This is a genomic window from Nakamurella sp. UYEF19, assembly GCF_040546275.1.
GTDB lineage: Bacteria > Actinomycetota > Actinomycetes > Mycobacteriales > Nakamurellaceae > Nakamurella.
On sequence record NZ_JBEPNO010000030.1, the window covers coordinates 40,322 to 61,675 of the forward strand.

23 protein-coding genes and 1 pseudogene are annotated in these 21,354 nt (G+C 66.4%); 11 read left to right on the forward strand and 13 right to left on the reverse strand.

The window, feature by feature from the left end; genetic code table 11:
* Positions 1-43: 43 nt before the first annotated feature.
* From ABIB25_RS25910 to ABIB25_RS25930, 5 genes are all read right to left on the reverse strand, one after another.
* Positions 44-865, reverse strand: a complete 822-nt coding sequence (locus tag ABIB25_RS25910; RefSeq protein WP_354531413.1) for a multicopper oxidase family protein — start codon at positions 863-865, stop codon at positions 44-46.
* Entirely contained in the window at positions 805-1,251 is a 447-nt protein-coding gene (locus tag ABIB25_RS25915; RefSeq protein WP_354531414.1) for a multicopper oxidase domain-containing protein, read from the reverse strand. Before ABIB25_RS25915 ends, ABIB25_RS25910 begins: the two co-directional genes overlap by 61 nt.
* 115 nt (positions 1,252-1,366) lie before the next feature.
* Complete coding sequence (locus ABIB25_RS25920) at positions 1,367-1,927, reverse strand: L,D-transpeptidase (protein ID WP_354531415.1); 561 nt, start codon at positions 1,925-1,927, stop codon at positions 1,367-1,369.
* Positions 1,928-2,284: 357 nt separating this feature from the next.
* Complete coding sequence (locus ABIB25_RS25925; protein ID WP_354531416.1) at positions 2,285-3,004, reverse strand: DUF305 domain-containing protein; 720 nt, start codon at positions 3,002-3,004, stop codon at positions 2,285-2,287.
* Between the two features lie 81 nt (positions 3,005-3,085).
* On the reverse strand, positions 3,086-3,592 hold the full coding sequence (locus tag ABIB25_RS25930) for a hypothetical protein (protein WP_354531417.1): 507 nt from the start codon (positions 3,590-3,592) through the stop codon (positions 3,086-3,088).
* Between the two features lie 236 nt (positions 3,593-3,828).
* Here ABIB25_RS25930 and ABIB25_RS25935 point away from each other — a divergent pair, with 236 nt between their 5' ends.
* Positions 3,829-4,083, forward strand: coding sequence for an SHOCT domain-containing protein (locus ABIB25_RS25935; RefSeq protein ID WP_354531418.1), 255 nt, complete (start codon positions 3,829-3,831; stop codon positions 4,081-4,083).
* Positions 4,084-4,470: 387 nt separating this feature from the next.
* Here the strand turns inward: ABIB25_RS25935 and ABIB25_RS25940 are convergent, their stop codons facing one another.
* The 3 genes from ABIB25_RS25940 to ABIB25_RS25950 all read right to left on the reverse strand — a co-directional run bounded on the left by ABIB25_RS25940 (position 4,471) and on the right by ABIB25_RS25950 (position 6,423).
* Positions 4,471-4,644 carry a hypothetical protein gene (locus ABIB25_RS25940; protein WP_354531419.1) on the reverse strand — a complete coding sequence of 58 codons (174 nt, stop codon included), beginning with the start codon at positions 4,642-4,644 and terminating at the stop codon, positions 4,471-4,473.
* A 43-nt stretch (positions 4,645-4,687) separates the two neighbouring features.
* On the reverse strand, positions 4,688-5,785 hold the full coding sequence (locus ABIB25_RS25945) for a sulfite oxidase (protein WP_354531420.1): 1,098 nt from the start codon (positions 5,783-5,785) through the stop codon (positions 4,688-4,690).
* 230 nt (positions 5,786-6,015) lie between these two features.
* Complete coding sequence (locus tag ABIB25_RS25950) at positions 6,016-6,423, reverse strand: DUF302 domain-containing protein (protein WP_354531421.1); 408 nt, start codon at positions 6,421-6,423, stop codon at positions 6,016-6,018.
* Between the two features lie 104 nt (positions 6,424-6,527).
* Here ABIB25_RS25950 and ABIB25_RS29265 point away from each other — a divergent pair, with 104 nt between their 5' ends.
* Positions 6,528-6,677, forward strand: coding sequence for a DUF8730 family Cys-rich protein (locus ABIB25_RS29265; protein ID WP_502919906.1), 150 nt, complete (start codon positions 6,528-6,530; stop codon positions 6,675-6,677).
* A 1-nt stretch (position 6,678) separates the two neighbouring features.
* Here ABIB25_RS29265 and ABIB25_RS25955 read toward each other — a convergent pair whose 3' ends face one another.
* The gene (locus ABIB25_RS25955; RefSeq protein WP_354531422.1) at positions 6,679-7,797 is read right to left on the reverse strand and encodes a flavin-containing monooxygenase; all 1,119 of its coding nucleotides are present in this window, start codon (positions 7,795-7,797) and stop codon (positions 6,679-6,681) included.
* A 252-nt stretch (positions 7,798-8,049) separates the two neighbouring features.
* On the opposite strand from ABIB25_RS25955, the gene ABIB25_RS25960 reads away from it, so the two are divergent.
* Both ABIB25_RS25960 and ABIB25_RS25965 read left to right on the forward strand, forming a co-directional pair.
* Positions 8,050-8,742, forward strand: a complete 693-nt coding sequence (locus tag ABIB25_RS25960; protein WP_354531423.1) for a haloacid dehalogenase type II — start codon at positions 8,050-8,052, stop codon at positions 8,740-8,742.
* Positions 8,743-8,941: 199 nt separating this feature from the next.
* Positions 8,942-9,244 (forward strand): DUF427 domain-containing protein, encoded by a 303-nt coding sequence (locus ABIB25_RS25965; RefSeq protein ID WP_354531424.1) that lies wholly within the window; start codon positions 8,942-8,944, stop codon positions 9,242-9,244.
* Between the two features lie 369 nt (positions 9,245-9,613).
* Here ABIB25_RS25965 and ABIB25_RS25970 read toward each other — a convergent pair whose 3' ends face one another.
* Positions 9,614-10,195, reverse strand: coding sequence for an RNA polymerase sigma factor (locus tag ABIB25_RS25970; protein ID WP_354531425.1), 582 nt, complete (start codon positions 10,193-10,195; stop codon positions 9,614-9,616).
* A 105-nt stretch (positions 10,196-10,300) separates the two neighbouring features.
* Between ABIB25_RS25970 and ABIB25_RS25975 the strand changes: the two genes are divergently transcribed.
* Positions 10,301-11,677 (forward strand): permease, encoded by a 1,377-nt coding sequence (locus ABIB25_RS25975; protein ID WP_354531426.1) that lies wholly within the window; start codon positions 10,301-10,303, stop codon positions 11,675-11,677.
* Positions 11,664-12,047: an ArsR/SmtB family transcription factor gene (locus tag ABIB25_RS25980; RefSeq protein ID WP_354531427.1), complete on the forward strand. Its 384-nt coding sequence runs from the start codon at positions 11,664-11,666 to the stop codon at positions 12,045-12,047. Before ABIB25_RS25975 ends, ABIB25_RS25980 begins: the two co-directional genes overlap by 14 nt.
* Positions 12,048-12,051: 4 nt before the next feature.
* Here ABIB25_RS25980 and ABIB25_RS25985 read toward each other — a convergent pair whose 3' ends face one another.
* On the reverse strand, positions 12,052-13,488 hold the full coding sequence (locus ABIB25_RS25985; RefSeq protein ID WP_354531428.1) for a DUF2254 domain-containing protein: 1,437 nt from the start codon (positions 13,486-13,488) through the stop codon (positions 12,052-12,054).
* A 62-nt stretch (positions 13,489-13,550) separates the two neighbouring features.
* The gene (locus tag ABIB25_RS25990) at positions 13,551-14,423 is read right to left on the reverse strand and encodes an ROK family protein (protein WP_354531429.1); all 873 of its coding nucleotides are present in this window, start codon (positions 14,421-14,423) and stop codon (positions 13,551-13,553) included.
* A 173-nt stretch (positions 14,424-14,596) separates the two neighbouring features.
* Between ABIB25_RS25990 and ABIB25_RS25995 the strand changes: the two genes are divergently transcribed.
* The gene (locus ABIB25_RS25995; protein WP_354531433.1) at positions 14,597-15,604 is read left to right on the forward strand and encodes a cytochrome c oxidase assembly protein; all 1,008 of its coding nucleotides are present in this window, start codon (positions 14,597-14,599) and stop codon (positions 15,602-15,604) included.
* Here the strand turns inward: ABIB25_RS25995 and ABIB25_RS26000 are convergent.
* Positions 15,596-16,690, reverse strand: a complete 1,095-nt coding sequence (locus tag ABIB25_RS26000) for a glycoside hydrolase family 76 protein (RefSeq protein ID WP_354531430.1) — start codon at positions 16,688-16,690, stop codon at positions 15,596-15,598. The two genes, ABIB25_RS25995 and ABIB25_RS26000, sit on opposite strands and share 9 nt — an antisense overlap.
* 27 nt (positions 16,691-16,717) lie before the next feature.
* On the opposite strand from ABIB25_RS26000, the gene ABIB25_RS26005 reads away from it, so the two are divergent.
* From ABIB25_RS26005 to ABIB25_RS26020, 4 genes and pseudogenes are all read left to right on the forward strand, one after another.
* On the forward strand, positions 16,718-17,938 hold the full coding sequence (locus tag ABIB25_RS26005; RefSeq protein ID WP_354531434.1) for a sugar ABC transporter substrate-binding protein: 1,221 nt from the start codon (positions 16,718-16,720) through the stop codon (positions 17,936-17,938).
* On the forward strand, positions 17,935-18,912 hold the full coding sequence (locus ABIB25_RS26010; RefSeq protein ID WP_354531431.1) for an ABC transporter permease: 978 nt from the start codon (positions 17,935-17,937) through the stop codon (positions 18,910-18,912). Before ABIB25_RS26005 ends, ABIB25_RS26010 begins: the two co-directional genes overlap by 4 nt.
* A gap of 432 nt (positions 18,913-19,344) precedes the next feature.
* Positions 19,345-21,039, forward strand: a complete 1,695-nt coding sequence (locus ABIB25_RS26015) for a chloride channel protein (RefSeq protein WP_354531435.1) — start codon at positions 19,345-19,347, stop codon at positions 21,037-21,039.
* A 103-nt stretch (positions 21,040-21,142) separates the two neighbouring features.
* A pseudogene (locus ABIB25_RS26020) lies at positions 21,143-21,354 on the forward strand (hypothetical protein); the annotation flags it as partial.

Below are 21,354 nucleotides of genomic sequence, written 5' to 3' on the forward strand. Positions count from 1 at the left end.
AGGTCTTGCCGGCAACATCTCGTCAGGAGGTCACCTGGCTGAGCTAGAGGCTGTACTCCAGTCGCGTCATCATTCCGGATTCACTGTGATATCGGTTGTGACAGTGCAGCATCCACACCCCTGGGTTGTCGGCCAGCAGATCGACGGCCATCGTCGTGCGCGGCTTGACGATCACGGTGTCCTTGCGTAACCCCGGTCGCCCATCGGGCCGCACCAGCGCGAAGGTGTGGCTGTGCAAGTGCATCGGGTGCCACATGTCGGTCTGGTTGTTCAGGGTGAGCCGTGGCCGCTGGCCTTGCCGTACCTGCAGCGGCACGGTCTGGTCGTAGCCGCGTCCGTTGATCGTCCACGGGTAGGTCATCATCCCGCCGCCCAGGGTCGCGGTCAGCTGCGCATCGGGGGTGCCGGCCGGCAACGCTGCGTCCGGGGCCGGCAGCAAGGCGGTGGCCAGGCCGATGCGGCCCTGCAACTGGGCTGGTTGCACGCCGGCAGCGGGCACCTGACCTGATCCGGTGCGGATCAACGCGCGGGCCAGGCCGCCTTTGCCCTCGGCCAAGGCCACCAGAGGGAACACTCCGTCTTCGAGGGTGACGACCACGTCGTAGCGTTCGGCCATGCCGATCAACAGCGCGTCGACGTCCTGCCGGACGACGGGGTAGCCGTCGGTGTGCGTCACGGTCATCACGTGCCCACCCAGGGCGACCCGGAAGGCGGTGTCGGCCTCGGCGTTGATGATCCGCATCCGGACCCGCTGCCCAGCCTTGGCGGTGAAGGTGACCGGAGCGGCGGGGATCCGCCCGTTGATCAGGTAGTGCGGGTACTTGACGTCGCCGGCGTCGCCGCCCAGCAGGGCGCTCGTGCCCACCCCATGCCGCCCATCGCCATCCCGCCGGAGCTGGCGGTCGTGGTGGCCGGGCTACTGCCCATGTTCATCCCCAGCATTCCCGCCGCCGGCGGGGTCGTCGATGACCCCATGCTCATGCCACTGCTGCCGGCCTGCAGGTCGGCAAGTTCCTGGGTTGGGCTCTTGCCTACTCCGTCGGTCCAGTCGTCCAGGACGACGATCCATTCGGTGTCGTAGGCGACCTTTTCGTTCGGGTCGTCGAAGACGATGGGTGCGTAGAGGCCGAAGTCGGTCTGGATGCCGACATGCGGGTGACTCCAGTAGGTTCCGGCGTAGGGCACGGTGTAGGTGTAGGTGAACTGCCCACCGGCGGCGATGTCCTGTCGCGCGGGATGATTGTCGGTCATGGTCTTCCTTCGTGCTCGCTGAGCATTGATAGTTCTCGGAGTAAATCCTTGTGTTTGCCGGGAACGATCCCAGCTGCGACCGCTCGAAGGGCGAACGTCGGCTGCGGGGGGGCGCCTACAGGGCTGACCCCTGCAGCCACGTGGCCCAGGGGATGTTCCAGTCGCCGAATCCGTCGGTGGGGGCCAGCTTGGTCGAGGTACCGGTGACCTGGACGATGTCGCCGTAGCTGAAGGTGTTGTAGAACCACTGGGCCGCGGCAGGGTTGATGTTGATGCAGCCGTGGGAGACGTTGCGGATGCCCTGGTCGGCGACCGACCACGGGGCGGAGTGGATGAAGATGCCGCCATTGGAAAGCCGGACGGCCAGCGGGATCTTGGAGTCATAGCCCAGGTCGTAACTCGTGGGCAGGCCGTAGGTGGCTGAACTCATCTGCCGAACGGCATATTTTTCCTGGGTGACGTAGATGCCCGACGGGGTGACCAGCGAGATCTTCTTGCCATTCACGTCCAGAGTCTGGTTGCGGCCCAACGACACCGGTACGGTGCGGACCAGCTTGTTGTCGATGAACACCTGCATCTTCTTGGTGGGGTCATCGATCTTGGCTACCTTGGCCGGCCCCACGGTGACGTTCAGGGTGCGGTCGATCTCGCCGTACATCCCACCGCCGAAGTTCACTCCGTAGACCTTGGCCGAGACGGTGATCTTCGTGCCCGGTGCAGGCGGTCAGGACAATCGCCCCGACGACCAGGAACGCGGCGATCTGCGCACTGCGGGATTGGTTGGTCATGGTGATGATGGGCCCTTCGGTGGTCGAGAGATCGCTACCAGGAGCGAGAGGATGCGCGTCCGAGATGTGTCTCTCCCGGTCTGGGCGCTCCTAGGTTGTGCGTCGCTGGTGGTCTCGAGACGGGTCAGGGCGTCGGAGTACCCGGGTTGCTTCATGGGCAACGGCATGTGGATCTGTGGGGCCGCAGAACCGGCACGGTCCGGCTATCGGGGAAGCGTCCCGTGCCGGTCCTACGACGGCTGGGGCTACAGGGCCTTGAGAAGGTCCTGCATGGTGGTGATCTCCGCGCTCTGGCCGGAAATGATGGAGTCGGCCAGCGCCAGGGCAGCGGTGTTTCCGCCGGTGGCCTTCTCCGTCTTCGCCATCGTCAGTGCACCCTGGTGGTGCACGATCATCAGCTGCAGGAACAGTTTGTCGAACTGCGCTCCGGTGGCCGCGGTGAGCTGACTCATCTGAGCGTCGGTCATCATGCCGGGCATGGCAGCTGAGGATGATCCGGTGTCGGAGCCCATGCCGGCCATGCCGCCCATCGCACCGGACGAGCTCGATATGCCGGTCATCGCCGGGTGCGGCGCCCAGACTGCAAGCCACCCGGTCATTTCCCGGATTTCCGGGGTTTGCTCGGCCTTGATCTGGGCGGCGAGCGCCTTGACCTTGGCGTTGGCGGCGCGGGTCGGGGCCAGGTCAGCCATGGCGACTGCTCCCTGGTGATGGACCAGCATCTGCTGGGCGAAGGTGACGTCCGATGCTTTGAAGGGACCGTCGGCTCCTGGCTGCATCGCCGTTGAACCAGCGGTCGGTGACATGGCCGCGGTGCTCGATGCGGCTGGCGCTGCTGTGCTGTTCTCGGTTGATGTGTTCGCCGCGGTTGCGGCGGTCGTGCCGGTGGTGCCGCACGCTGCGAGGACGACCGACAGGGCCGCGGCAGCGATGAGGGCACCCAAACGGGTACGGGTCTGCTTCATGGTGATCTCCTGCAATGGTGGGGGTGAAAAGGGGACACGCCAAACGCACCATCGAACTGATATTCGAGGTGCGAGGGAGTCCTACACCCGCAAAATGCACAGAGAATGAGGCAGGGGCAGTGACAGTGGTGGTGGTCCTCTGCGGCTGAAACTCCACCCCGGGTTGAGCCGCACGGCGACATCGCCGGACCTACGCCGGGCTCGGTGGGCCAGCAACATCAGGGCAATCGCGATCGCGCCCGCGGTCAGGAACAGCAGGCACATGGCCATCGAGCCTGACCAGCCCGGGTTGGCAGGAGCTCCAAGGACCGTTGAAGTGTCGGGCGCTGAATTGAAGGCGGCGACTGAGGGCCCGGTCGGGCCCATATGCATGTCCATGGCCTGATGGTCACGGGCGGCCGATGCCGGCTGCGCCATGGAAGCTGCGGGAATCGTGGCGTCCATGACCATGCCGTGACCGCCGCCGGGGCCGTGCTCGCTCAGCACGTGCATGCCGATCACTCCGGCGCCGACCAGGGCGAGAAGCAACAACCGCACCAGTCGGTACATCGGCGCATGCTCGCGCTCAGATGCCATCGACAGGTTCACGTGTTCATTGTGCACGCGGCTCGGACGCACCACCGGTACTCCAGCATGTGAGATCCACGAGACAGCGTCTCACCTTGGACGGCGCCGGACCACTCGAAAGACCCGGTCTACGTGGGACGAAAGGCTCTGTACTGCAACGGCTGGAGCGGCGATTGTGAGCTTGGGAGTCAAGGTCCGGCGTGCTCGGGTGCGGGCTGAAGTCAGCTGGCCCTGCAGAGTGGAAGGGTTGGGACATCATGTTCTGGTACGGCAACGGCATGAGCGGTTGGGGTTACGGCCTGATGGGCTTCGGGATGATCGTGTTCTGGGTCCTGTTGATCGCGCTGCTGGTGGGTGTGTTCCGGCACAATTGGAGCCACCATGAATTCTCAGAGCGCCGGCCCGGGTCGTTGACTGCCGACCAGTTGCTGGCCGAGCGGTTCGCCCGTGGCGAGATCGATCAACAGGAGTACACGGACCGACAGGCGGTGCTCCGAGCTCACGTCCGGTAGGTGCAAAAGGGCTTGACTTTTCGCTGGTCGGGGTGCAACCCGTGATGCATGACCGTGGGTAGGGGGTCGGTGCGAAGCAACCTTGTTGATCTGCGTGCCCCCGCCATCAGTCGAAGGGTGAGAGCTGAATGCGGTCATGGTTTGAGCTGGGACGGGCCCAAGCTGAGCTCACGAGAGGAAGCGAGTCCACGGCCGCGGATCGTTGCTTGAGGGGTCCGTCGACGTAGATGGCGATGGTGGCCGGTCCCTGCCCACCAATCGGGTCCTCAGGCCGACGAGTCGTCGTCGGCGGTGTCGGTGAGGGTGACCAGCTGCCGCAGGCAGGTGTCTTTCAGTGGTTGCGGGAAGTGGTGGACCAGTTGGTTGTAGACGACGCGGCCGCGAGGGCTAGGTCTCCGACGCAGAGTTCTTCGGCGACGTCCAGCGCATGCTCAGGACGGTGGTGTAGTTCCACTGTAATCCGGTCACGATCATCGTCGGTCGGGCCGGTACGGGGATCCGGATGGCTTTGAACAGGTACTCCACCGCCAGACCGGCGGTGCTCATGACGACCCAGAACACGCCCAGGATGCGCAGGGTGATCCTTGGGCGAGCGCATTCCGGGTCAGCTGCCGAGTTCTCCAGTCAGGCTCACCCGCGGCCACGCATTGTTCATGTAGCCCTTCGGATTCCAGAGGTGGGCGGGTGATTCCGGCTGGGTTCCCGCGCTGCTGTCGAACGCCCTGGCCACGACGGTGACCGGCCCTGCTGGCAGGTCGACGGTGGCGCTCCACAGCACCCACGCCCAGGGACTGACTTGTTCTCCGAGATCAGCCTGGATCCAGTGCTCGCCTCCGTCGGTGGACACCTCGACCCTGGCGATCGAGCGGCCGCCACCACTGAATGCGTAGCCGGCGACCCTCTGCCGCCCCGCGGTGAAAGTGGATCGGTCCGCAGGTTGCAGGATGGCTGAATTGATCGACAGCACCGAGAGGGGAAGGCCCACACCGGGTCCGGCACTGTCCGGGTCGGCATCTGCCGGTAGGAGCCGGTAGGCGGTGGCTTGGAAGTGGTTGTCCGACGGCTTGTCCTGAGCGGTGATCCGGTTGATCCACTTGACGCTGCGGGCGCCGATGTAGCCGGGCACCACGACGCGGACTGGGCCGCCGTGCAGTCGAGGCAGCGGGCGGCCGTCCATCTCCCACACCAGCAGGACCTCGTCGGCGCCCGCCTTGGCCACCGAGATGGAACTTCCGTAGGGCTGCGGCGGGTCGGCGAGTTGCGAGACATCCGGCGCATCAAAAGCGATATCGGTCGCGCGGGGGTCCAGGTCTGCCGCGGCCAGCAGATCGGCCAACCGGACGCCGGTCCAGGTCGCGGTGGAGATCGCGGCCGGTCCCCAGGGGTCCTCGCCGGGGATGGGCTTCACAGCCACCAGGTCGGCGCGCCGGTTGCCGGCGCACTGCAGCGTCGCAGTCACCTCGTGGCGCGCAAAGCTGGATTGCAGGTCGGCGAGAGTCAGTGAGAGCGGGGCGCCCACCAGCCCGTCGACGGTCAGAGACCAGGCCTGGGCGTTGATGTCGGGGATCGGACCATGGTTGCGGCTGTAGAACCGGTCGAGTTCGGTGAGATAGCTCTCGGCGAGCACGGCGGGGTCGGACTCCGCGTTGTACGGCTCGGCCTCGTGGACCACCATGTCCGGACGTTTGTCCCAGCGTGTCATCTGTCGCGCCTCCCCAACATCGATCGGGCTCTGCCGGCAGATCTTCGTCGGTCTGCCCGGCTGCATTTTCTTTCCGATCGCCCAATTACCCCGCAACCTGGGTTACCCCGCAACCCGGGCCGTGCTGGGTGTTTCAGGCCAGGGACAGGAACATCTTCTTCATCGCGGCTGTGTCCAGCGTGTCCTGTCCGTCGGATTCCCGTCGAGCCCTGCCTGCCGGGTGGGGTCGGTCAGTGGTCGATCGACTCGGACTCGAGCGTATCCAGGGCGGCTCGCAGTCGGGCTCCGGCATCGGAGGCGACGTCGGCCAGGCTTGCGTTCCCGGTCACGCCGACCATCATCTGCGGGTCGAGCGCCTCGATGGCCGTCGAGGTGGCGCTCAGCGCACGGACGACGACGTTGCACGGGAGCAGAAGCCCGATAGACGGTTCGGCCTGCAGGGCCGCGTAGGCCAGCGGTGGCCGGCAGGCACCGAGGATGACCTGTGCCGGGATGTCGACGTCCAGCTTCATCTTGAGGGTCTGCTGGATGTCGATCTCGGTCAGAACTCCGAAGCCCACATCCGCCAGTACCTTCCGGGTCTGCTGCAGGACAGCGGCGAACGGTCGGGGAACTGTGGTGGTGATGGCGTAGGCCATGGTTGCTCCTGGATGTCGATGATGTGGTTGCTCCACTCCCTCCGACTATACCCCTGGGGGTATAGTCGGAGGCTCCGAGTGATTTGATCCAAGGGCTAAATCAGATGTGCAGAGCAGTGACATATCAGCATTGCGGGAAGACGACGTGGGCCGGTTGTGGGCAGCACGTGGAGTCGGTGATGGCTGGGGCTCCTCGGGCTGATCGGCTGCACGTGCCATGCCAGGCCTGGGCCGCCGCCACCGTGGCGGGGTAGCTCAGTCCATGCACGCGAGCGCCCGGATCCGTTTGGCGGTGGCGTGGGCGTCGCGGTTGACGCCGTCGATGATGGAGGAGTTGAGTCGGCTCTGCCATGGCAGGCCCATCCAGTGCAGACCGGCCACGGGGCTGGCCCCGCGTACGTGGACCGGCTCACCCCGCTCATCCAGCGCGCCGGGGAGATCGATCCAGTCCAGACCTGGTCGATAGCCAGTGCACCACAACACATTGTGGGCGCGGACGTGTGAACTGTCGGCAAGGGTCAGATCTTTCCCGCTGGCGCCGATGACCCGTCCGGTGATCAGTCGGATGCGGCCGGACTGCACCTCACGTCGGAGTTCGGTTCCGATGATGGAATCCCCGCGGCCTCGCACGTATCGCGACACCGACGTCGACGCGCCGGCGTTGAGCGTCCGGGTCAGGTACAGCCACCAGTACAGGTCGACGCCCAGCAGCGTGGTCGGCAGGTACCAGGGCTTTCGCGGGCTGATCACCGTCACCTGGTGCGTCGGTGCCAGTTCCACCGACAACTGAGCTGCCGAATTTCCGCCGCCGACGACGATCACGTCATCTCCGGGGATGTCCCCGGGGCGACCGTAGGCCGCGGAATGCAGCTGGAACACCTCGGCATCGAGCGCGTCGGCCGCCGGCGGTAGGTAGGGCCGGGAAAACGGTCCGGCCGCTACGACAACGTGTCGCGCCCGGAATTCGGCACGGTCGGTTCGAGCATGGAACAACTCACCGGATTGCCACAGATGGCTCACCTGGTGACCGGCCTCCACCGGTAGCGCGAAACGCTCGGCGTAGCCGCGCAGGTACTCGGCGACGTCGCGCTTGTCGGGGAATCGCGCGCCCGGAGGGAACCGCATGCCCGGCAGCCCACTGAAGCGGCGCGGTGTGAACAGGCGCAGGCTGTCCCACCGTGCGAGCCAACTGCCACCGATGGTGTTCTGCTCGATGACCTGAACGTCCAGGCCGGTGATTCGCTGCAGCCAAAACGCCGCGCCCAAACCGGCCTGGCCCGCGCCGACGATCAACACGTCCACCGATTGCACCGGGACTTGGGCGCCTCGTGCCCGGGCAGCATCATCCAGCGGGTGCTCTGTCGGCTGGGACATGCTGTGGTGTCGCCCTTCTTGCCGCGCGGTGAGTTGGCTGGTCGGTCCCGACGGTGCCGGCCCCATACTGGCCGAGGGTAGGCCGCCCGAGGTGCGGTGACGACCGACCCCGATCAATCAGTGCTCCGGGCGGCAAAGGACGGATATACCCACCGGGTTTACCTCTCCGGTACCCGGACTTCCAGTCGCGAAGGACTCACCTATGTCTGACATTCCCGTCCGGCCCCGTAAGACCGTTCCGGCGCCGGCGTCGTGAACAGCTCCGTCCGGGTGCGCCCCGACGTGGTTGTTTTCGACGTCGTCGAGACGCTGGCCAATCTGGAGGCCGTTCGGACCCGCCTGTCCGAGGTGGGCCTACCACCGGAGGTGATGCCGACCTGGTTCACCCGGATCCTGCGCGATGCGATGGCATTGACCCTGGCCGGGGATTACGCCGGATTCGCCGATATCGCTGCGTCTTCGTTGTACGCGCAAACCCGCGGTGAGCTCAGCGATGCGCAGGTCCAGGCGGTCGTCGCCGGATTCGGGTGTTTGACACCGCAACCCGACGCCGTCGCGGCCGTGCGGGCTGCGAGGCAGGCGGGGGCGCGGGTGTTCACGTTGTCCAACGGCGCCGCTTCCACGACCCGGGCCTTCCTGGACCGGGCCGGCCTCACCGCGTCGGTGGAGCGGGTGCTGTCGATCGACGAGGTGAGGGCGTGGAAGCCGGCTCGCGGCCCGTACGACCTGGCGGTGCACGCGGCGGGCGTGCGGGCCGAGCGGGTCGCGCTCGTGGCCGTCCACTCCTGGGACATCCACGGCGCGCGTGCCGCCGGACTGACCACCGGGTGGTGCCCGCGCCTGGAAGGCGAGCCGACCCCGGTTTTCACACCCGCGGATGTCAGGGCCCCTACCTTGGACGGTGTCATCGATGCGCTGATGGCCCTGCCGGCACCCGATGCCTGACATCCGCAGATGCCGGTGCAGGTGATGTCGTGCCGGACTGTCCGAACGGTGGTCCCGGCGCGGTGGCGGTGATGCGCAATCCCGGACAAGTCGGGAGCGACTTCGCCGGGGTGGGAAGGTTGCCGCACGGCCGCCGGGTTTCCTGTTCAGAGTCGGGCGGCGTCCGCATGCCCGGCCGCGCCGACGTACTGGAGTGAGCATGGTCGAGGCAGTTCCCCGGGGCCGGGTCATCGCGCCTAGAGATGACACCGTCGTGGTCGAGGGCAACCAATACTTCCCGCCGGGCTCGGGCGATGAGCAGTACCTGCAGGCCAGCCGGACGAAGTCGTCGTGCCCGTGGCAGGGTGTGGCGTTCTACGACCCCGTGCAGGTCGACCGATCGGTCGGCCGGACCGGCGCCTGGACCTACCGGCACCCCTCACCGCTGGCCCGCCGGATCAGGAACCACGTCGCGTTCTGGGGTGACGTCACGGTTCAGGACACCGGAGCCGGGACCCGATGAGGTTGTCGGAACGCTTGCAGGAGCTGGAGCTGCGTACCCGTCCCGTCGACGCGGAAACCAAGGCGGCTCTGGCCACCCGTTGGCAGGCTTTGCCCGAGCACGTTCGGACGCCGGCGCAGACCCTCGGTCAGCACGCGGTGGGCTGCGAGGGTACCCACGGGGTGTTCCCGAAGTGCGATCTGGCCTGCACGCCGTGCTATCACTCCCGGGACGCGAACCGGGTCGCGATCAGCGGTAGCCACACCGTCGCGCAGGTGCGGGCGCAGATGGGGCTACTGCGTCGACGGCGTGGCCCGCGGGCGCATGCGCAGCTGATCGGCGGCGAGGTGTCGCTGCTGCCGCCGGATGACCACGCGGGGGCGCTGCTGATCATGCGTGAGCACGGCCGGGAGCCGATGAGCATGAGTCACGGCGATTTCGACTACGACTACCTGGTGTCCCTCGCCGTCGGACCCGACGGCGTTCGACGGTTGGAGCGGAGGTTGGTACGGACCCGTCGGCGTAGGTCAGCCGGTCGACGTCGATCAGCAGTAGAACGGTCCGGAACTTCGGGCCCAACGCAGCAAGTGCGGTCTTGATCGTGTCATCCAGAAACCGCTCGGTCACAGTCTGCTCCGGGCCGCCCGCGTTCTCTGCGCCGAACGCCGGTCGGTGACCGTCCAGGTCGCTGATCTCCGGCGTCAGGTCAGGACGTTGTCGGCGGTGCGAGTTGAGGTTGGTGTTGCGCAGGATCGTCAGCAGCCACGCCCGCGGATGTGCACCGCCGAAACCCTCGATCGCCCGGCAAGCCCGGATCAGGGTGGCCTCGACGAGGTCCTCCGAGTCCGCCCACGACCCGGTCAGGGTCCGTGCCACGTTCCGTTTCGCCACCCTCCTCGGCCCCAGGAGCACCCGACGACCCCGCAACCGAGCCAAGGCGGTTGATCTTGAGGTGAGCCAGTGCCGGTCCACACGGACAATAACCGCACGGACGTACGGACTTGCGGAAGTGGGGAGGGAGGCGTAGACCGGACAGGGTCATCCGTGGACCCACGCGGATATGAGAAGGCGGGCGAGATGAATTTCTTCGGCGGTGTGTGGCACGGGCTGGATGAGGCGTTCTTCATGTTCTGGGAGACGCTGTGGGCCTTGGTGCTCGGGTTTGCTCTCTCGGGCGCGGTGCAGGCCTTCGTGTCCCGCACCGAGATGCAGCAGGCGTTGGGCGATCACTCACCCCGCACGTTGGGCAAGTCCTCGTTCTTCGGGATGATTTCTTCGTCCTGCTCCTACGCCTCCTCGGCGCTGGCCAAGAGCCTGTTCTCCCGGGGCGCGGACTTCACCGCCGCACTGGTCTTCATGGTCGCCTCGACCAATCTGGTCGTCGAGTTGGGCATCGTGCTGTGGTTGCTGATCGGGTGGCAGTTCGCGCTGGCCGAGTTCGTCGGCGGAGCCATCATGATCATCCTGCTCGGTCTGGTCGTGCCCCGCGTCATCCCCACCGCGTGGATCGAACGAGCCCGCGACAACCTGAATCGCGACGACGCTCACGGGCAGGCCGACCCGGGCCAGCACCCCGGCCACGAGCACCACACCGACGGCGAGGCAACGGAACTCGAGAGCGAGCCGCTGACCAGAAGACTCCGCAGTCGCCGCGGCTGGGGCGATGCCTCCGGCTACACGATCAGCGACCTGTCGATGCTGCGCAAGGAACTGCTCATCGGGTTCGTGGTCGCCGGGTTCCTGGCCGCACTGGTGCCCACCTGGTTCTGGCAGTCGATCTTCCTCACCGGACACGGGTTCGCCTCGTCGCTGGAGAACGTGATCATCGGCCCGTTCCTGGCCATCATCAGCTTCGTCTGCTCCGTCGGCAACGTCCCCCTCGCAGCGGCGCTGTGGCAGGGCGGCATCAGCTTCGGCGGCGTCGTGTCGTTCGTGTTCGCCGACCTGATCACGCTGCCGCTGCTCTCGATCTACCGCAAGTACTACGGCACCGCGATCACCCTGCGCATCCTGGGCGTGTTCTGGGTCGTCATGAGCACCGCCGGTCTGGCGGTGGAGTACCTGTTCAAAGCCATCCGGATCCCCGTACCGGCCCGACCGACGATGATCGTGCACACCGGATTCCAGTGGAACTACACCACCGTCCTGAACATCCTGGCCCTGGCCGGCTTCGCGGTCATCTACTGGCTCTACCGCCACCGCGACACCAGCGGACCGCAGCAGTACGCCAAAGACCCGACCTGCGGGATGCAGGTGGAGATCGCCCACGCACCGGCCACCCGGACACGCGACGGGCAGAAGTTCTACTTCTGCTCCGACCACTGCGCGCACCGCTTCGACGCGGACACCTCCCCCACACCTGATGCCCAGAGCGACATCTCGTGCCCGGCCGACGACGTCGCCAGCACCACCACAACCCGGCAGAGGGGAGCAGATCACCATGGCAGTCACTGACCACGAGCACCCGATCGACCCGGAGCGGGTCGCCCACGCCCGCAGCCGCATCCCCAGCGCCGACGACGTCGCCCGGCTGACCGGGCTGCTGTCGATGATGGCCGACCCGGTGCGGCTCCGCCTGATCTACGCGCTGGACGTCGCCGAAGAACTCTGCGTCGGAGACCTGGCCCTCGCGCTGGACGTCAGCGAGGACTCCGCCTCCTACGCACTACGACTACTGCGCAGCGCCGGCCTGGTCACCACCCGCAAACAAGGCCGCGTCGTCTACAACCAACTGGCCCACAACTTCCCGCAACCACTGAAGGACACCTGCCTGCGGCAGCTGGTCACCCTCACCCACACCACCGACAACGAACCACCGGCCTAGGGTTTCATGTTCCTGTCTCGTTCTCGGCTCGGCATGTCGATGGTGCTGGGGGGCTCGGGTCATGTTGTCCGGGCGGAGATGGCGGCGGCCCCAGATCCTTCGCCATCACCGGCACGTGGGGAATGCGGAGCCGAGATTCGACAAGCGCTGCCCGGTTTCGCAGCTGGCGAGTCTCTTCGGCGTCGAAGTCCTGGGCGGCGACGGTTGAGCGGAGCCGGGCCAGCTGGCTCCGCACGACGGGGTGCTCCTCGGGCGGGAATCGCCAGGCCAGCTCCCCGAGGAGGTCGAACATCCGGCCCATCACAGCGGGGTCGGCCGCGCCGTACCGGCGGGGTTGGGTCAATGCGGTGTCGACCAGTTCGCCCAGCCCGGGCCGTTGCAGAATGGCGCGAACGTGGCCGACGTCGTCATGCAGCACCACCGGTTGCAGATCGCGGTCGCCGAGCTCGCACAGCAGTGCCGAGATGTGGCCGAGGGCATGGACTGCGGTGGTCGGGTCGTTGATCCCCGGTGAGAGTGCCTTGTTGGCCACGTCGGTGAGTTGTCGCAGTCCGTACCCGACGTCCTGCGCGGAAGTCCGTTCGTACCCGGTCCGGACGGCCCGGGCAACCCGACCGTGCAATCGGTCCCATACCTCCGACGGAAAGGGCCCGTCGGGCGACCAAGCATGGCCGAGGGGAGTGTCCTGTACCAGGGATGCACCGGGGTGAGCCCCGATGATCAGGACAGCATTCGCGTCGATGGCCGCGGCCAACAGTTCTCCCTCGTCCAGACGGAGGACAAATCCCGAACCTGCGGCCAGGACGACGTCGGCCCGGTCCGGAATCGTCGGCAGATCAGCCCGGAGTGCTGGATCGCGCCGCGCGGACAGCACCGCATCCACAACTGCCGAGCTGTCCCGATGCACGTCCCGCAGCATCGTCTCGACCCGGATCTGACGGGCCAGATGGGCAAGGAACACCACCAGTCCGATCACGCTGGCCACAGCCAGCCCGAACGACGTGGTCACCGAGATCCGGGGCACGAAAGGTATCTGACCGTCCGAACCATTGCGGACCGACCGCAGTACGGTCAACGAGTAGGTGAAAGTGGCCAGGAACAAACCGAGCGTGGCCTGGACGAAGATGTCACTGGTGAATGTGCGCAGCAGCCGCGGAGAGAACTGGCTGCTCGCCAGCTGCAGCGTCACCACCGTCAGCGAGAACGTCAGCGACGTCACGGTGATCAGCGAGCTGGACACCGCCGACAACACCGTCCGGGCCGCATCAGCATCGCCTCCGAACAACACGGCAGCCAACCACGCCGGCATCGAGGCGTCCGCGACGGCATCGAGGCGGGGAAGCAGGACCCCGACGAGAGCGGCCAGCACCACCGCCAGGACGGGAACCGGCCACAACTGGGTCCGCACAGCGTCCCGTACCGAGAACAGCAGTTGTCGCACCGGATTCCTCCACGTTGTGCTGTGCGTCTGCCCCGCGAACCAGACGACCACCGGGTTGCGGCTCAGGCGGTGATGACCAATGCCCGGCCGAGAGCAGCCGCACCGACAACACCCGCGTCGTCGCCCAGCTCCGAGACGACAAATTTCAGCTCCGGGTTTGGTTGCAGCATCCAGGGAGCGGCGGCCTCGGCTATCCGATCGGCCAGCTTCGAGCCCAACTTCTCGGCAAGTCCGCCGCCGATCACGACCATCTCGAGATCGAGCAGGTTGACGACCGAACCCACTGCCACACCTAGGGTCTCGATCGCGGTGTCGAACAACTCCCCGGCCAGCTCGTCGCCCTCGTCCAGCGCACGGGCCCAGACCTTGGAGGTCAAGGTCTCCTTCTGCTCGTCGTCGCGGATCTGCAGCAACGACGTCTCTCGACCGGCATCCACCATGGCCGTGACGATGCCCCTCATCGACCGGCGTCCGGCGTATGCCTCGGCGCAACCGCGTCGCCCGCAGGTGCACAAGGCTCCACCCTGCCGGATGATCACATGCCGCTCACTTTCGGTCCTGAACCACGTGCAGTCCACCTCGATCTCTCGGGCCGCCACGACAACCATGGACATGATGAGCTCCAGGGTGCGGCCTGTCGTTCGGACGTTACCCGGTGCGCAATCCCGTCTGCGAAGGACCTCGAGGCAACCTCCCGACCGATTGCGGGGTGGTGGGAGGTCGCGCAAGGTCCGCGGGCCGCGCATCCACCCTCGACTGATCGGTGGTGAGCTGACCGACTGCCGGCGGGGCCCACCGCAGGTCGCGGCGGCATCGAGCGACCGGATGACAGAGCGCTCCCGGCAAGCCGTGCAGTGTGCAACCATTGCTGTCAGCAAGTACGAGTGGACTTTCCGGTACGGAAGTCCGGCGATGGGTGTCGGGGTTGACCACATCGGCTCGAAGATGGCGTCCGGCCGCACGCGCAAGCAGGAGGGGCAAGCGCTCACGGCAGAGCTCGAGATATCGCGGATCGTGATCGGCCCGGGACGCCGATAGGCGATCTCCCGAAGCCGACATCGCAATGATGAATCCGATGGATTCGTAGGAGGTACAGATCGCCGTGGACATGGTCATCGATTCTCCGGTCGACCTGTCAGGAGTGCTCGCGTCCTGGACTTGGGCGCCCGGCTGGGACCTGCTGGTCCTGCTAGCCGTCTCGGCCTATGCCGTACTCGCCGGGCGTAGCGTCCGACGCGGAGCGCGATGGCCGGTCGGGCGGTCGGCTGCGGCCGGTTCTGCGGCTCTGGCCCTTGTCCTGACCATGAACGGACCTCTTGCGGTGTTCGCGCCCGCACTGTTCTGGGTGCACATGCTCCAGCACCTCATGTTGATCATGGTGGTACCCGTCCTGGTCGTCTATGCGCAGCCGTTGCGGCTGTGGAGGACGGTTTCTGCTCCTCGGGCGACGGCCCGAGGCCGATGGTTCCAGCGGCCGGTGACCTCTCCGATGGCCACGATTCCGCTGTACGCAGCCGTCCTCGCCGGAACGCATCTGACCGGCTTCCAAGAGGTCATGCTCGGCCACATGTGGGTGCACGAATTCGAGTCCGCGCTGTATCTGGTGACCGGGTACCTGCTTTTCGGTGGACTCGTCGGTGCTGATCTCTGGCCATGGCGCCTGCCGTACCTGGTCCGCTTCGCGACACTCGGACTCACGATGGGAATCGACGCCTTCGTCGGCGTCGTGCTGATGCTGACGAGTGATCCGATCGCGCCGGCGTTTGCTTCGCGCCATCCGGGCTGGGGGCCTGGCGCACTTGCTGATCAGAGCGCCGCGGGAGCTGTGATGTGGTTCGGCGGCGACGGCTTGATGATGATCCTCATGATCGCGACCGCCATCGAATGGGGCCGAGCCGGTGCCAAGGAGCAGTCGCTGGGGAGTTGGTTGGAGGGTATCCGCAGCCGCGAGTTGCTCGGGCACCTCGACGTCGGAGAATATGTCGCTCTCGGAGATGTCGATGACGACGACGACGACCGCGCCCTGCGGACCTACAACGCGATGCTGGCTCGATTGCATGGATCCGGAGATGCCGGGCCACAACCCCGTACCCAGGATGAAGCGCCGTCACGGTGACGATCCCGAACTCTGGGTCGCGTCTGCGGTGTCTTCCACCGGCTGCGCGGCGACCAGGAGGTCCACGGCGCTCTGTTGGCTTGCGGCGCTGACGTACGCCACGGGCCCGGCCCAGTGCAGCCCGTACTGGTCGTCGGTGTTGCGGTCGTGTTCGTGGGCGATGTTGGCCTGCCCCAACAGGTAGTCGCTGTAGGGATGGTCGTCCAGGGCGAGGTTGAGTTCGCCGAGATTGCGGACGTAGATGCCCTTGAACGATGGCCCGTTGATGTCGCAGCCGTCCTTCTCGCAGGACTCGGTGAGGACGCCGTCGATGTGCAGTTCCTCGGATCTGGTGGACGCGTCGGCGAAAGTCCTTGCGCGGTCGAGATAGTTGCCGTCGCCGGTGGCCTTCGCGAGGTCGACCAGGGCCCCCAGCACCACGCCCTGGTTGTAGGTCCACACCGGTCCGCTGCTGGTGCAGGACATCCGGTCCAGCCCGTCGCCGACGAGTTGTCCGGCATTGGTCATGCCGGATCGATCGAACCACTCCCACACCGAGAGAGCCTGCTGCAGATAGGGCTTTCCGGCGTCACCGAGCCTGGTGGCAAGTTCGGCAGCAGCCTTGACGAACAGCTCGTTGGCGATGGCGTTCTTGTACCGGTGGGTGGTGGTCCACCAGAGACCACCGCCGCAGACGTCGTCGTGGTTGCGCCACATGAAGTCGACACCCGCCCGGGCGGTGGCCAGGTAGCGTTTGTCCCCGGTCAGGTCGTAGGCCCGGATCCACGCCAGGGCCCACCACCCGGTGTCGTCGATGTAGGGGTTGATGAAGTTGCGCTGCTCGGCGTTGACCTTCTTGGCGTAGGTGTTCGCGAGCACCCAGGAGTACCGGTGGTCGCCGGAGTCGATCATGTAGTTGGTCAGCGCTGTCAACGCGTTGGCGCTGTTCCACCATCCGGTGGTTGGCCAGACGCCGGAGGTCTGGTCGTAGAGGTTGACGAGGGCGTCGACGGCAGGCACCTCGGAGGGTGCCTGCGCACTGCAGCCCACCAGGAGGGCACCTGCCGTCAGCAGGGCCAGCAGTCGCGGCATTCGACGCGCACGCATACCGTCCCCCATCCTGGTCGAGTGAACATGATCCCGAAACGCGCCGACCGGAGAAAATTCGGGTCGGTCCCGCCGATCGGACGCTCCGGTCTGTCGTCATCGACCATGTGCTCGACCCGCCATACGGTCCTGGACCGCGGTCGCCGGGCCACCCTGGTTCTGGCGGCTGTCCTCGCCACGATACTGGCCGCGTGTTCCGGTACCTCCGGAGCTCAGGTGACCGGAGGTCAGATCACGACCGCGCCGCCTGTTCCGATCACCGCGCCCGCCACTTCGACGAGTTCCGTCCCCTCCCAGACGCTTTCGGGTGGGACCACCCAGGCAGGAACGATGGTGCCGTTCCGGACGGTCGCTGCCGGCAGCGCGGTCGCCAAGCGGATCGGACTGGTTGCCCCGAATGCCTCGGACCCGCTCGGGAAGGAAGTCACCGAATCGATTGCCGTCCAACTGAAGTCGGCGGGGGCAGAGCTGATCAGCTGCGACCCGGGTGACGACCAGGGTCTGGTGTTGGACTGTGCACGGCGGCTGGCGACGGAGCACGTGGACGGGTGGATCATCGTGCAGCCGGGAGATCTGGGTCAGGCGCTGTGCGACGTCGGGCCGAAGAAGGTGCCGCTGATCGCGATCGCCGCATCCCCGATCAGTTGTCAGACGGTCGGCGTCGGCGCCGACGACAGGCAGGCCGGCTTTCTCGTCGGCCGGGAACTGGCCGGAGTGCCGCGAAACCTGTCGGACTGTGCCCGCTCCAGTTTCGTCGTCGTCACCAATCCTGCCGCAGGCACCGTGAACGCTGAGCGGGTTGCCGGTATCAAGGCGGGGTTCTCCGCGGTGTGCCCCGGCTTGATCGGCGATGTCAGAGTGCTTGATGCCGGAACGCAGGATCGTGCCTACGACGCTTTCACCGCCGTCCTGGCCACCCTGCCGGCGGACGCCGATGTCCTGGTCGCAGCCGTGAACGACGGGGCAGCGCTGGGAGTCCTCTCGGCCATTCCGGAGACTCGTTCTGCTTCGGTCAGCGTGGCCGCCGTCGGAGCCGACCAACGAGCGCGATGCGAGATGCTCGGCAATGCAGGATGGTTGGGTGATGCGGCGTTGTTCCCCGATCGCTACGGAGAGGTCGCGGTGCCCGCGCTGCTCGATGTTCTGGCCGGGCGGAGCGTGCCAGGCGTCCTCCACGTCCGGACGTCTTTCGTCACCGCGCAGACGCTCCCCGACTTCTACCCCGTCGAGAGTTGTCCATCACCATGACGACGACGTCCGAGCCGATGTCCCCCCGCCGGATCCTTCTGACCCGAACCGCTCTCGCTGTGATCGGCGCGGCGGCCTGCATCGTGTTCGCATCGGTCAGCCCGTATTTCGTCTCCGTCGACAACCTGGTCAACCTGCTCAATGATCTGGCCGTGGCGGGAATCGTCGCCATCCCGGCGATCTTCCTGATCATGAGTGGCCATGTCGATCTCACGGTCGGTGCGGCCGCAGCCTTCACCGGGATCGTCGTGGCCTCGTCGGCGCCCGGGTCGGGGTTGTTCGTTGCCGTGGTGCTGGCGATCGCCTGTGGGGCTCTGATCGGACTGGTCAACGGTCTCCTGGTCACCATCGCAGAGGTGAACAGCGTCGCGGTGACCTTCGCGTCGATGTCGCTGCTGCGCGGCCTCGCCTACCTCGTGCCCAGCGGTCTGGCCGTCTACCTGCCCGGATTCCGGGGGCTGGGCAATGCCCAGCCCTTCCTGGGTCTCTCGCTGCCGTTCCTGATCTTCCTGTCATTGGTGGCGCTCGCCGTTGGATTCTCGCGAACAGTTGTCGGGCGCCGCAGCCGGGCGGTCGGTCTGCGGCCGCCGGCGGTGCGCCTCGACGGCGGGCAGGAGCGCCGCTGGGTCGTCGGGCTGTTCGTCGCCTCCGGGCTGGCAGCGTCGATCACGGGACTGATCAGGACCTCACAGCTGGGTACCGGTCTGCCGACGGCGGCGATCGGCATCGAGATCACCGTGTTGACCGCGGTCCTACTCGGCGGCGGGCAGCTGGCCGGCGGACGCGGATCGGTGGTCGGAACCCTCTTCGCGCTCCTGGTGATCTCCATCATCGACAACGGACTCGCGCTGACCAACGTGACGTCCTACGTCGGGCAGGTCTTCCACGCCGGACTGCTGATCCTCGCACTGGTCATCGATCGACCACTGCGACGCCGCCGGAGGTGTCCGGCTGCGACCGACCCGCTGCGCTGATCGATCATCGGCCCCTCGCAGCGTTCGGCGCGGCATGAGGTGCGGGTCGAGGTTCGTACGATCATCGTCATCGATGGTGACGGTCGGCGGCGGGTTGCAACTCGAGGCATGGGCGATGCTGCCTGCACTCGGTGAACAAGAGATCCAGCCGACAGGTACCCGAGCGCCGAAATTGCTGCCGCCGAACGTTTCGTGGCGCTCGCCAGCATGCAAGGGCGATGCGAAACGACGGTCCGGTGTCGTGTTCGGCACAGCAGACCTGTTCTGTTGGTCAGCATGACGCAATCATTGCATACTGCAAGAATGCCGTCACCACCAGCCCAGCGGAAAAGTTCGCTCCTCTCGTCACAACCGTCGGTGGGGCGGCCACTCCCCCTGACGTCGGGTACTTCACGTGTTGTCGGGCTGGTGCGTACTTCCAACGGAGGGCTGTTGTTCCTGGCACTGCTGGTGGGGGCGGGGGCTGGGGGAGGGGCCATCGTCTTCCGGTGGTTGATCCGGGTCTTCACCCTTGCCCTGTCCGGGCACGAGGACTACGCGGGCCTCGGACCCGTGCCCAATGCCCACGTACCCGGTCTGGGAAGGTGGTTCGTGTTGCTGGCTCCGGTGGTGGCCGGTCTCCTGTACGGCCCGCTGGTGCACTTCTTCGCTCGCGAGGCCCGGGGCCACGGCGTACCGGAGGTGATGTTCGCGGTCGCCCGTCGGGGTGGCCGGATAGCACCACAGGTGGCGGCAGTGAAGGCCCTTGCCTCTGCGTTGTGCATCGGTGGCGGTGGTTCGGTGGGCCGGGAGGGTCCGATCGTCCAGATCGGTTCCGCTCTCGGATCGACCATCGGGCGGTTGGTGAAGGTCGCCGAGTCCCGGATGAAGGTGCTTGTTGCCTGCGGCGCTGCGGGTGGTATCGCCGCGACCTTCAATGCCCCGCTCGCCGGGGTCTTCTTCGCAATGGAATTGATCCTGCGGGATTTCAACACGCAGTCGTTCGGCATGGTGGTGATCGCCTCCGTCACGGCCGGCGTGATCGGTCGGGCTGCCCTGGGCGACGAGGCGTTCCTCAAATTGCCCCCGTTCCTCGTCGATCACGTGGCGCAGTACCTGCTGTTCGCGCTGCTCGGTCTGCTGGCCGGCGTCGTCGGTGTGCTGTTCAGCCGGGTCCTCTATCTGATCGAGGACGTCTGCGACAAATGGTGGAGGGGGCCGGAGTGGCTCCGTCCGGCGGTCGGCGGCATTTTGCTCGGTATCGTCCTGCTGGTGCTGCCCGAGATGTACGGGGTGGGATACCCGGTGCTGGGCAAGAGCATTGCCGGGCACTATGCCATTGGATTCCTCATCGTCCTGCTCATCGGGAAGATGGTGGCGACGAGTCTGACCATCGGCATCGGCGGCTCCGGCGGCGTCTTCGCGCCGAGTCTGTTCATCGGGGCCATGCTCGGCTCCGCGTACGGGGAACTGGCGCACCAGCTGATGCCAGGCATTGCGGGTCAGGTGGGTACCTACGGGCTGATCGGCATGGGCGCTGTGTTCGCCGGAGCGGCGAGGGCGCCGATCACTGCGGTGATCATCATGTTCGAGCTGACCGGTGAATACACGATCATCCTGCCGTTGATGGCCGCCATCGTGCTCGCCACCGGGATCAGCCATTTCCTGACCGGAGACACCATCTACACGCTGAAGCTCCGTCGAAGGGGTGTGGACCTGGATGTCCCGGAGCATCAGGGGCTGTTGAAGTCGGTGACCGCCGCCGAGGTGATGGAACCGCTCGGGGAACCGCTGGACCGGGACACGGCGTTGCTGGAGGCCGCGGGGCTGCTGGCCCGTGCCCCGCACGGACAGCTCCCGGTCGTCGACGCGGCAGGAAACTACCTCGGGGTGGTGACGGCAAGGGCAGCGGCCGATGCCCTGTCCGACGGTGAGCACGACCTCGTTCCGGTAGGCGGAATCGTCGAGCAGTCGGAATCCGTCCGAGCCGGCAGCAACCTGGAGGCGAGCCTGGACGCACTCGATTCTGCTGCAGGGACTGCGATCCCGGTGCTGGACGAGTCAGGAAGCCGCGTGCTGGGCTGGCTCAGCCACCAACGGGTGCTCGCTACCCTGAGTGCGGCGCACCAACCTGCCGGATCATCGTGATCTTTTCCCAGATATGTGAAGGCACCGCTCGACGTCGTCCAGCCCGTCCTCCGGCAGCGCACCCGGCAGCGCAAGCGGTTCGCCGTCCTCCCCGACCAGCGGGTTGTCCACGACCACCGCACCGCCGTCCTCGGTGCCGGCCAACGACAACGGCGGGATAGGGGCCGGTGGCACCGAGCCGGACGGTTTCAGGATCACCAAGCTGAAGCCGGGGGAGAAGGCGCCGCAGCTCGTCGTCTTCAGCTTCGACGGCACCGGGTGGGACGAGAAGTGGCAGTACTGGTTCGGGATCATGCAGAAGGTGCCGCTGCACTT

Bases quoted from the DNA above. Each gene is read 5' to 3' on its own strand.
- ABIB25_RS25915 (WP_354531414.1), bottom strand. From the start codon at position 1,251: ATGACCGACAATCATCCCGCGCGACAGGACATCGCCGCCGGTGGGCAG.
- ABIB25_RS25925 (WP_354531416.1), bottom strand. From the start codon at position 3,004: ATGAAGCAGACCCGTACCCGTTTGGGTGCCCTCATCGCTGCCGCGGCC.
- ABIB25_RS26005 (WP_354531434.1), top strand. From the start codon at position 16,718: ATGATCCCGAAACGCGCCGACCGGAGAAAATTCGGGTCGGTCCCGCCG.
- ABIB25_RS25980 (WP_354531427.1), top strand. From the start codon at position 11,664: ATGGCAGTCACTGACCACGAGCACCCGATCGACCCGGAGCGGGTCGCC.
- ABIB25_RS25935 (WP_354531418.1), top strand. From the start codon at position 3,829: ATGTTCTGGTACGGCAACGGCATGAGCGGTTGGGGTTACGGCCTGATG.
- ABIB25_RS25975 (WP_354531426.1), top strand. From the start codon at position 10,301: ATGAATTTCTTCGGCGGTGTGTGGCACGGGCTGGATGAGGCGTTCTTC.
- ABIB25_RS26000 (WP_354531430.1), bottom strand. From the start codon at position 16,690: ATGCGTGCGCGTCGAATGCCGCGACTGCTGGCCCTGCTGACGGCAGGT.
- ABIB25_RS29265 (WP_502919906.1), top strand. From the start codon at position 6,528: ATGTGCAGAGCAGTGACATATCAGCATTGCGGGAAGACGACGTGGGCC.
- ABIB25_RS25950 (WP_354531421.1), bottom strand. From the start codon at position 6,423: ATGGCCTACGCCATCACCACCACAGTTCCCCGACCGTTCGCCGCTGTC.
- ABIB25_RS26010 (WP_354531431.1), top strand. From the start codon at position 17,935: ATGACGACGACGTCCGAGCCGATGTCCCCCCGCCGGATCCTTCTGACC.
- ABIB25_RS25945 (WP_354531420.1), bottom strand. From the start codon at position 5,785: ATGACACGCTGGGACAAACGTCCGGACATGGTGGTCCACGAGGCCGAG.
- ABIB25_RS25990 (WP_354531429.1), bottom strand. From the start codon at position 14,423: ATGTGGTCAACCCCGACACCCATCGCCGGACTTCCGTACCGGAAAGTC.
- ABIB25_RS25965 (WP_354531424.1), top strand. From the start codon at position 8,942: ATGGTCGAGGCAGTTCCCCGGGGCCGGGTCATCGCGCCTAGAGATGAC.
- ABIB25_RS25995 (WP_354531433.1), top strand. From the start codon at position 14,597: ATGGTCATCGATTCTCCGGTCGACCTGTCAGGAGTGCTCGCGTCCTGG.
- ABIB25_RS25955 (WP_354531422.1), bottom strand. From the start codon at position 7,797: ATGTCCCAGCCGACAGAGCACCCGCTGGATGATGCTGCCCGGGCACGA.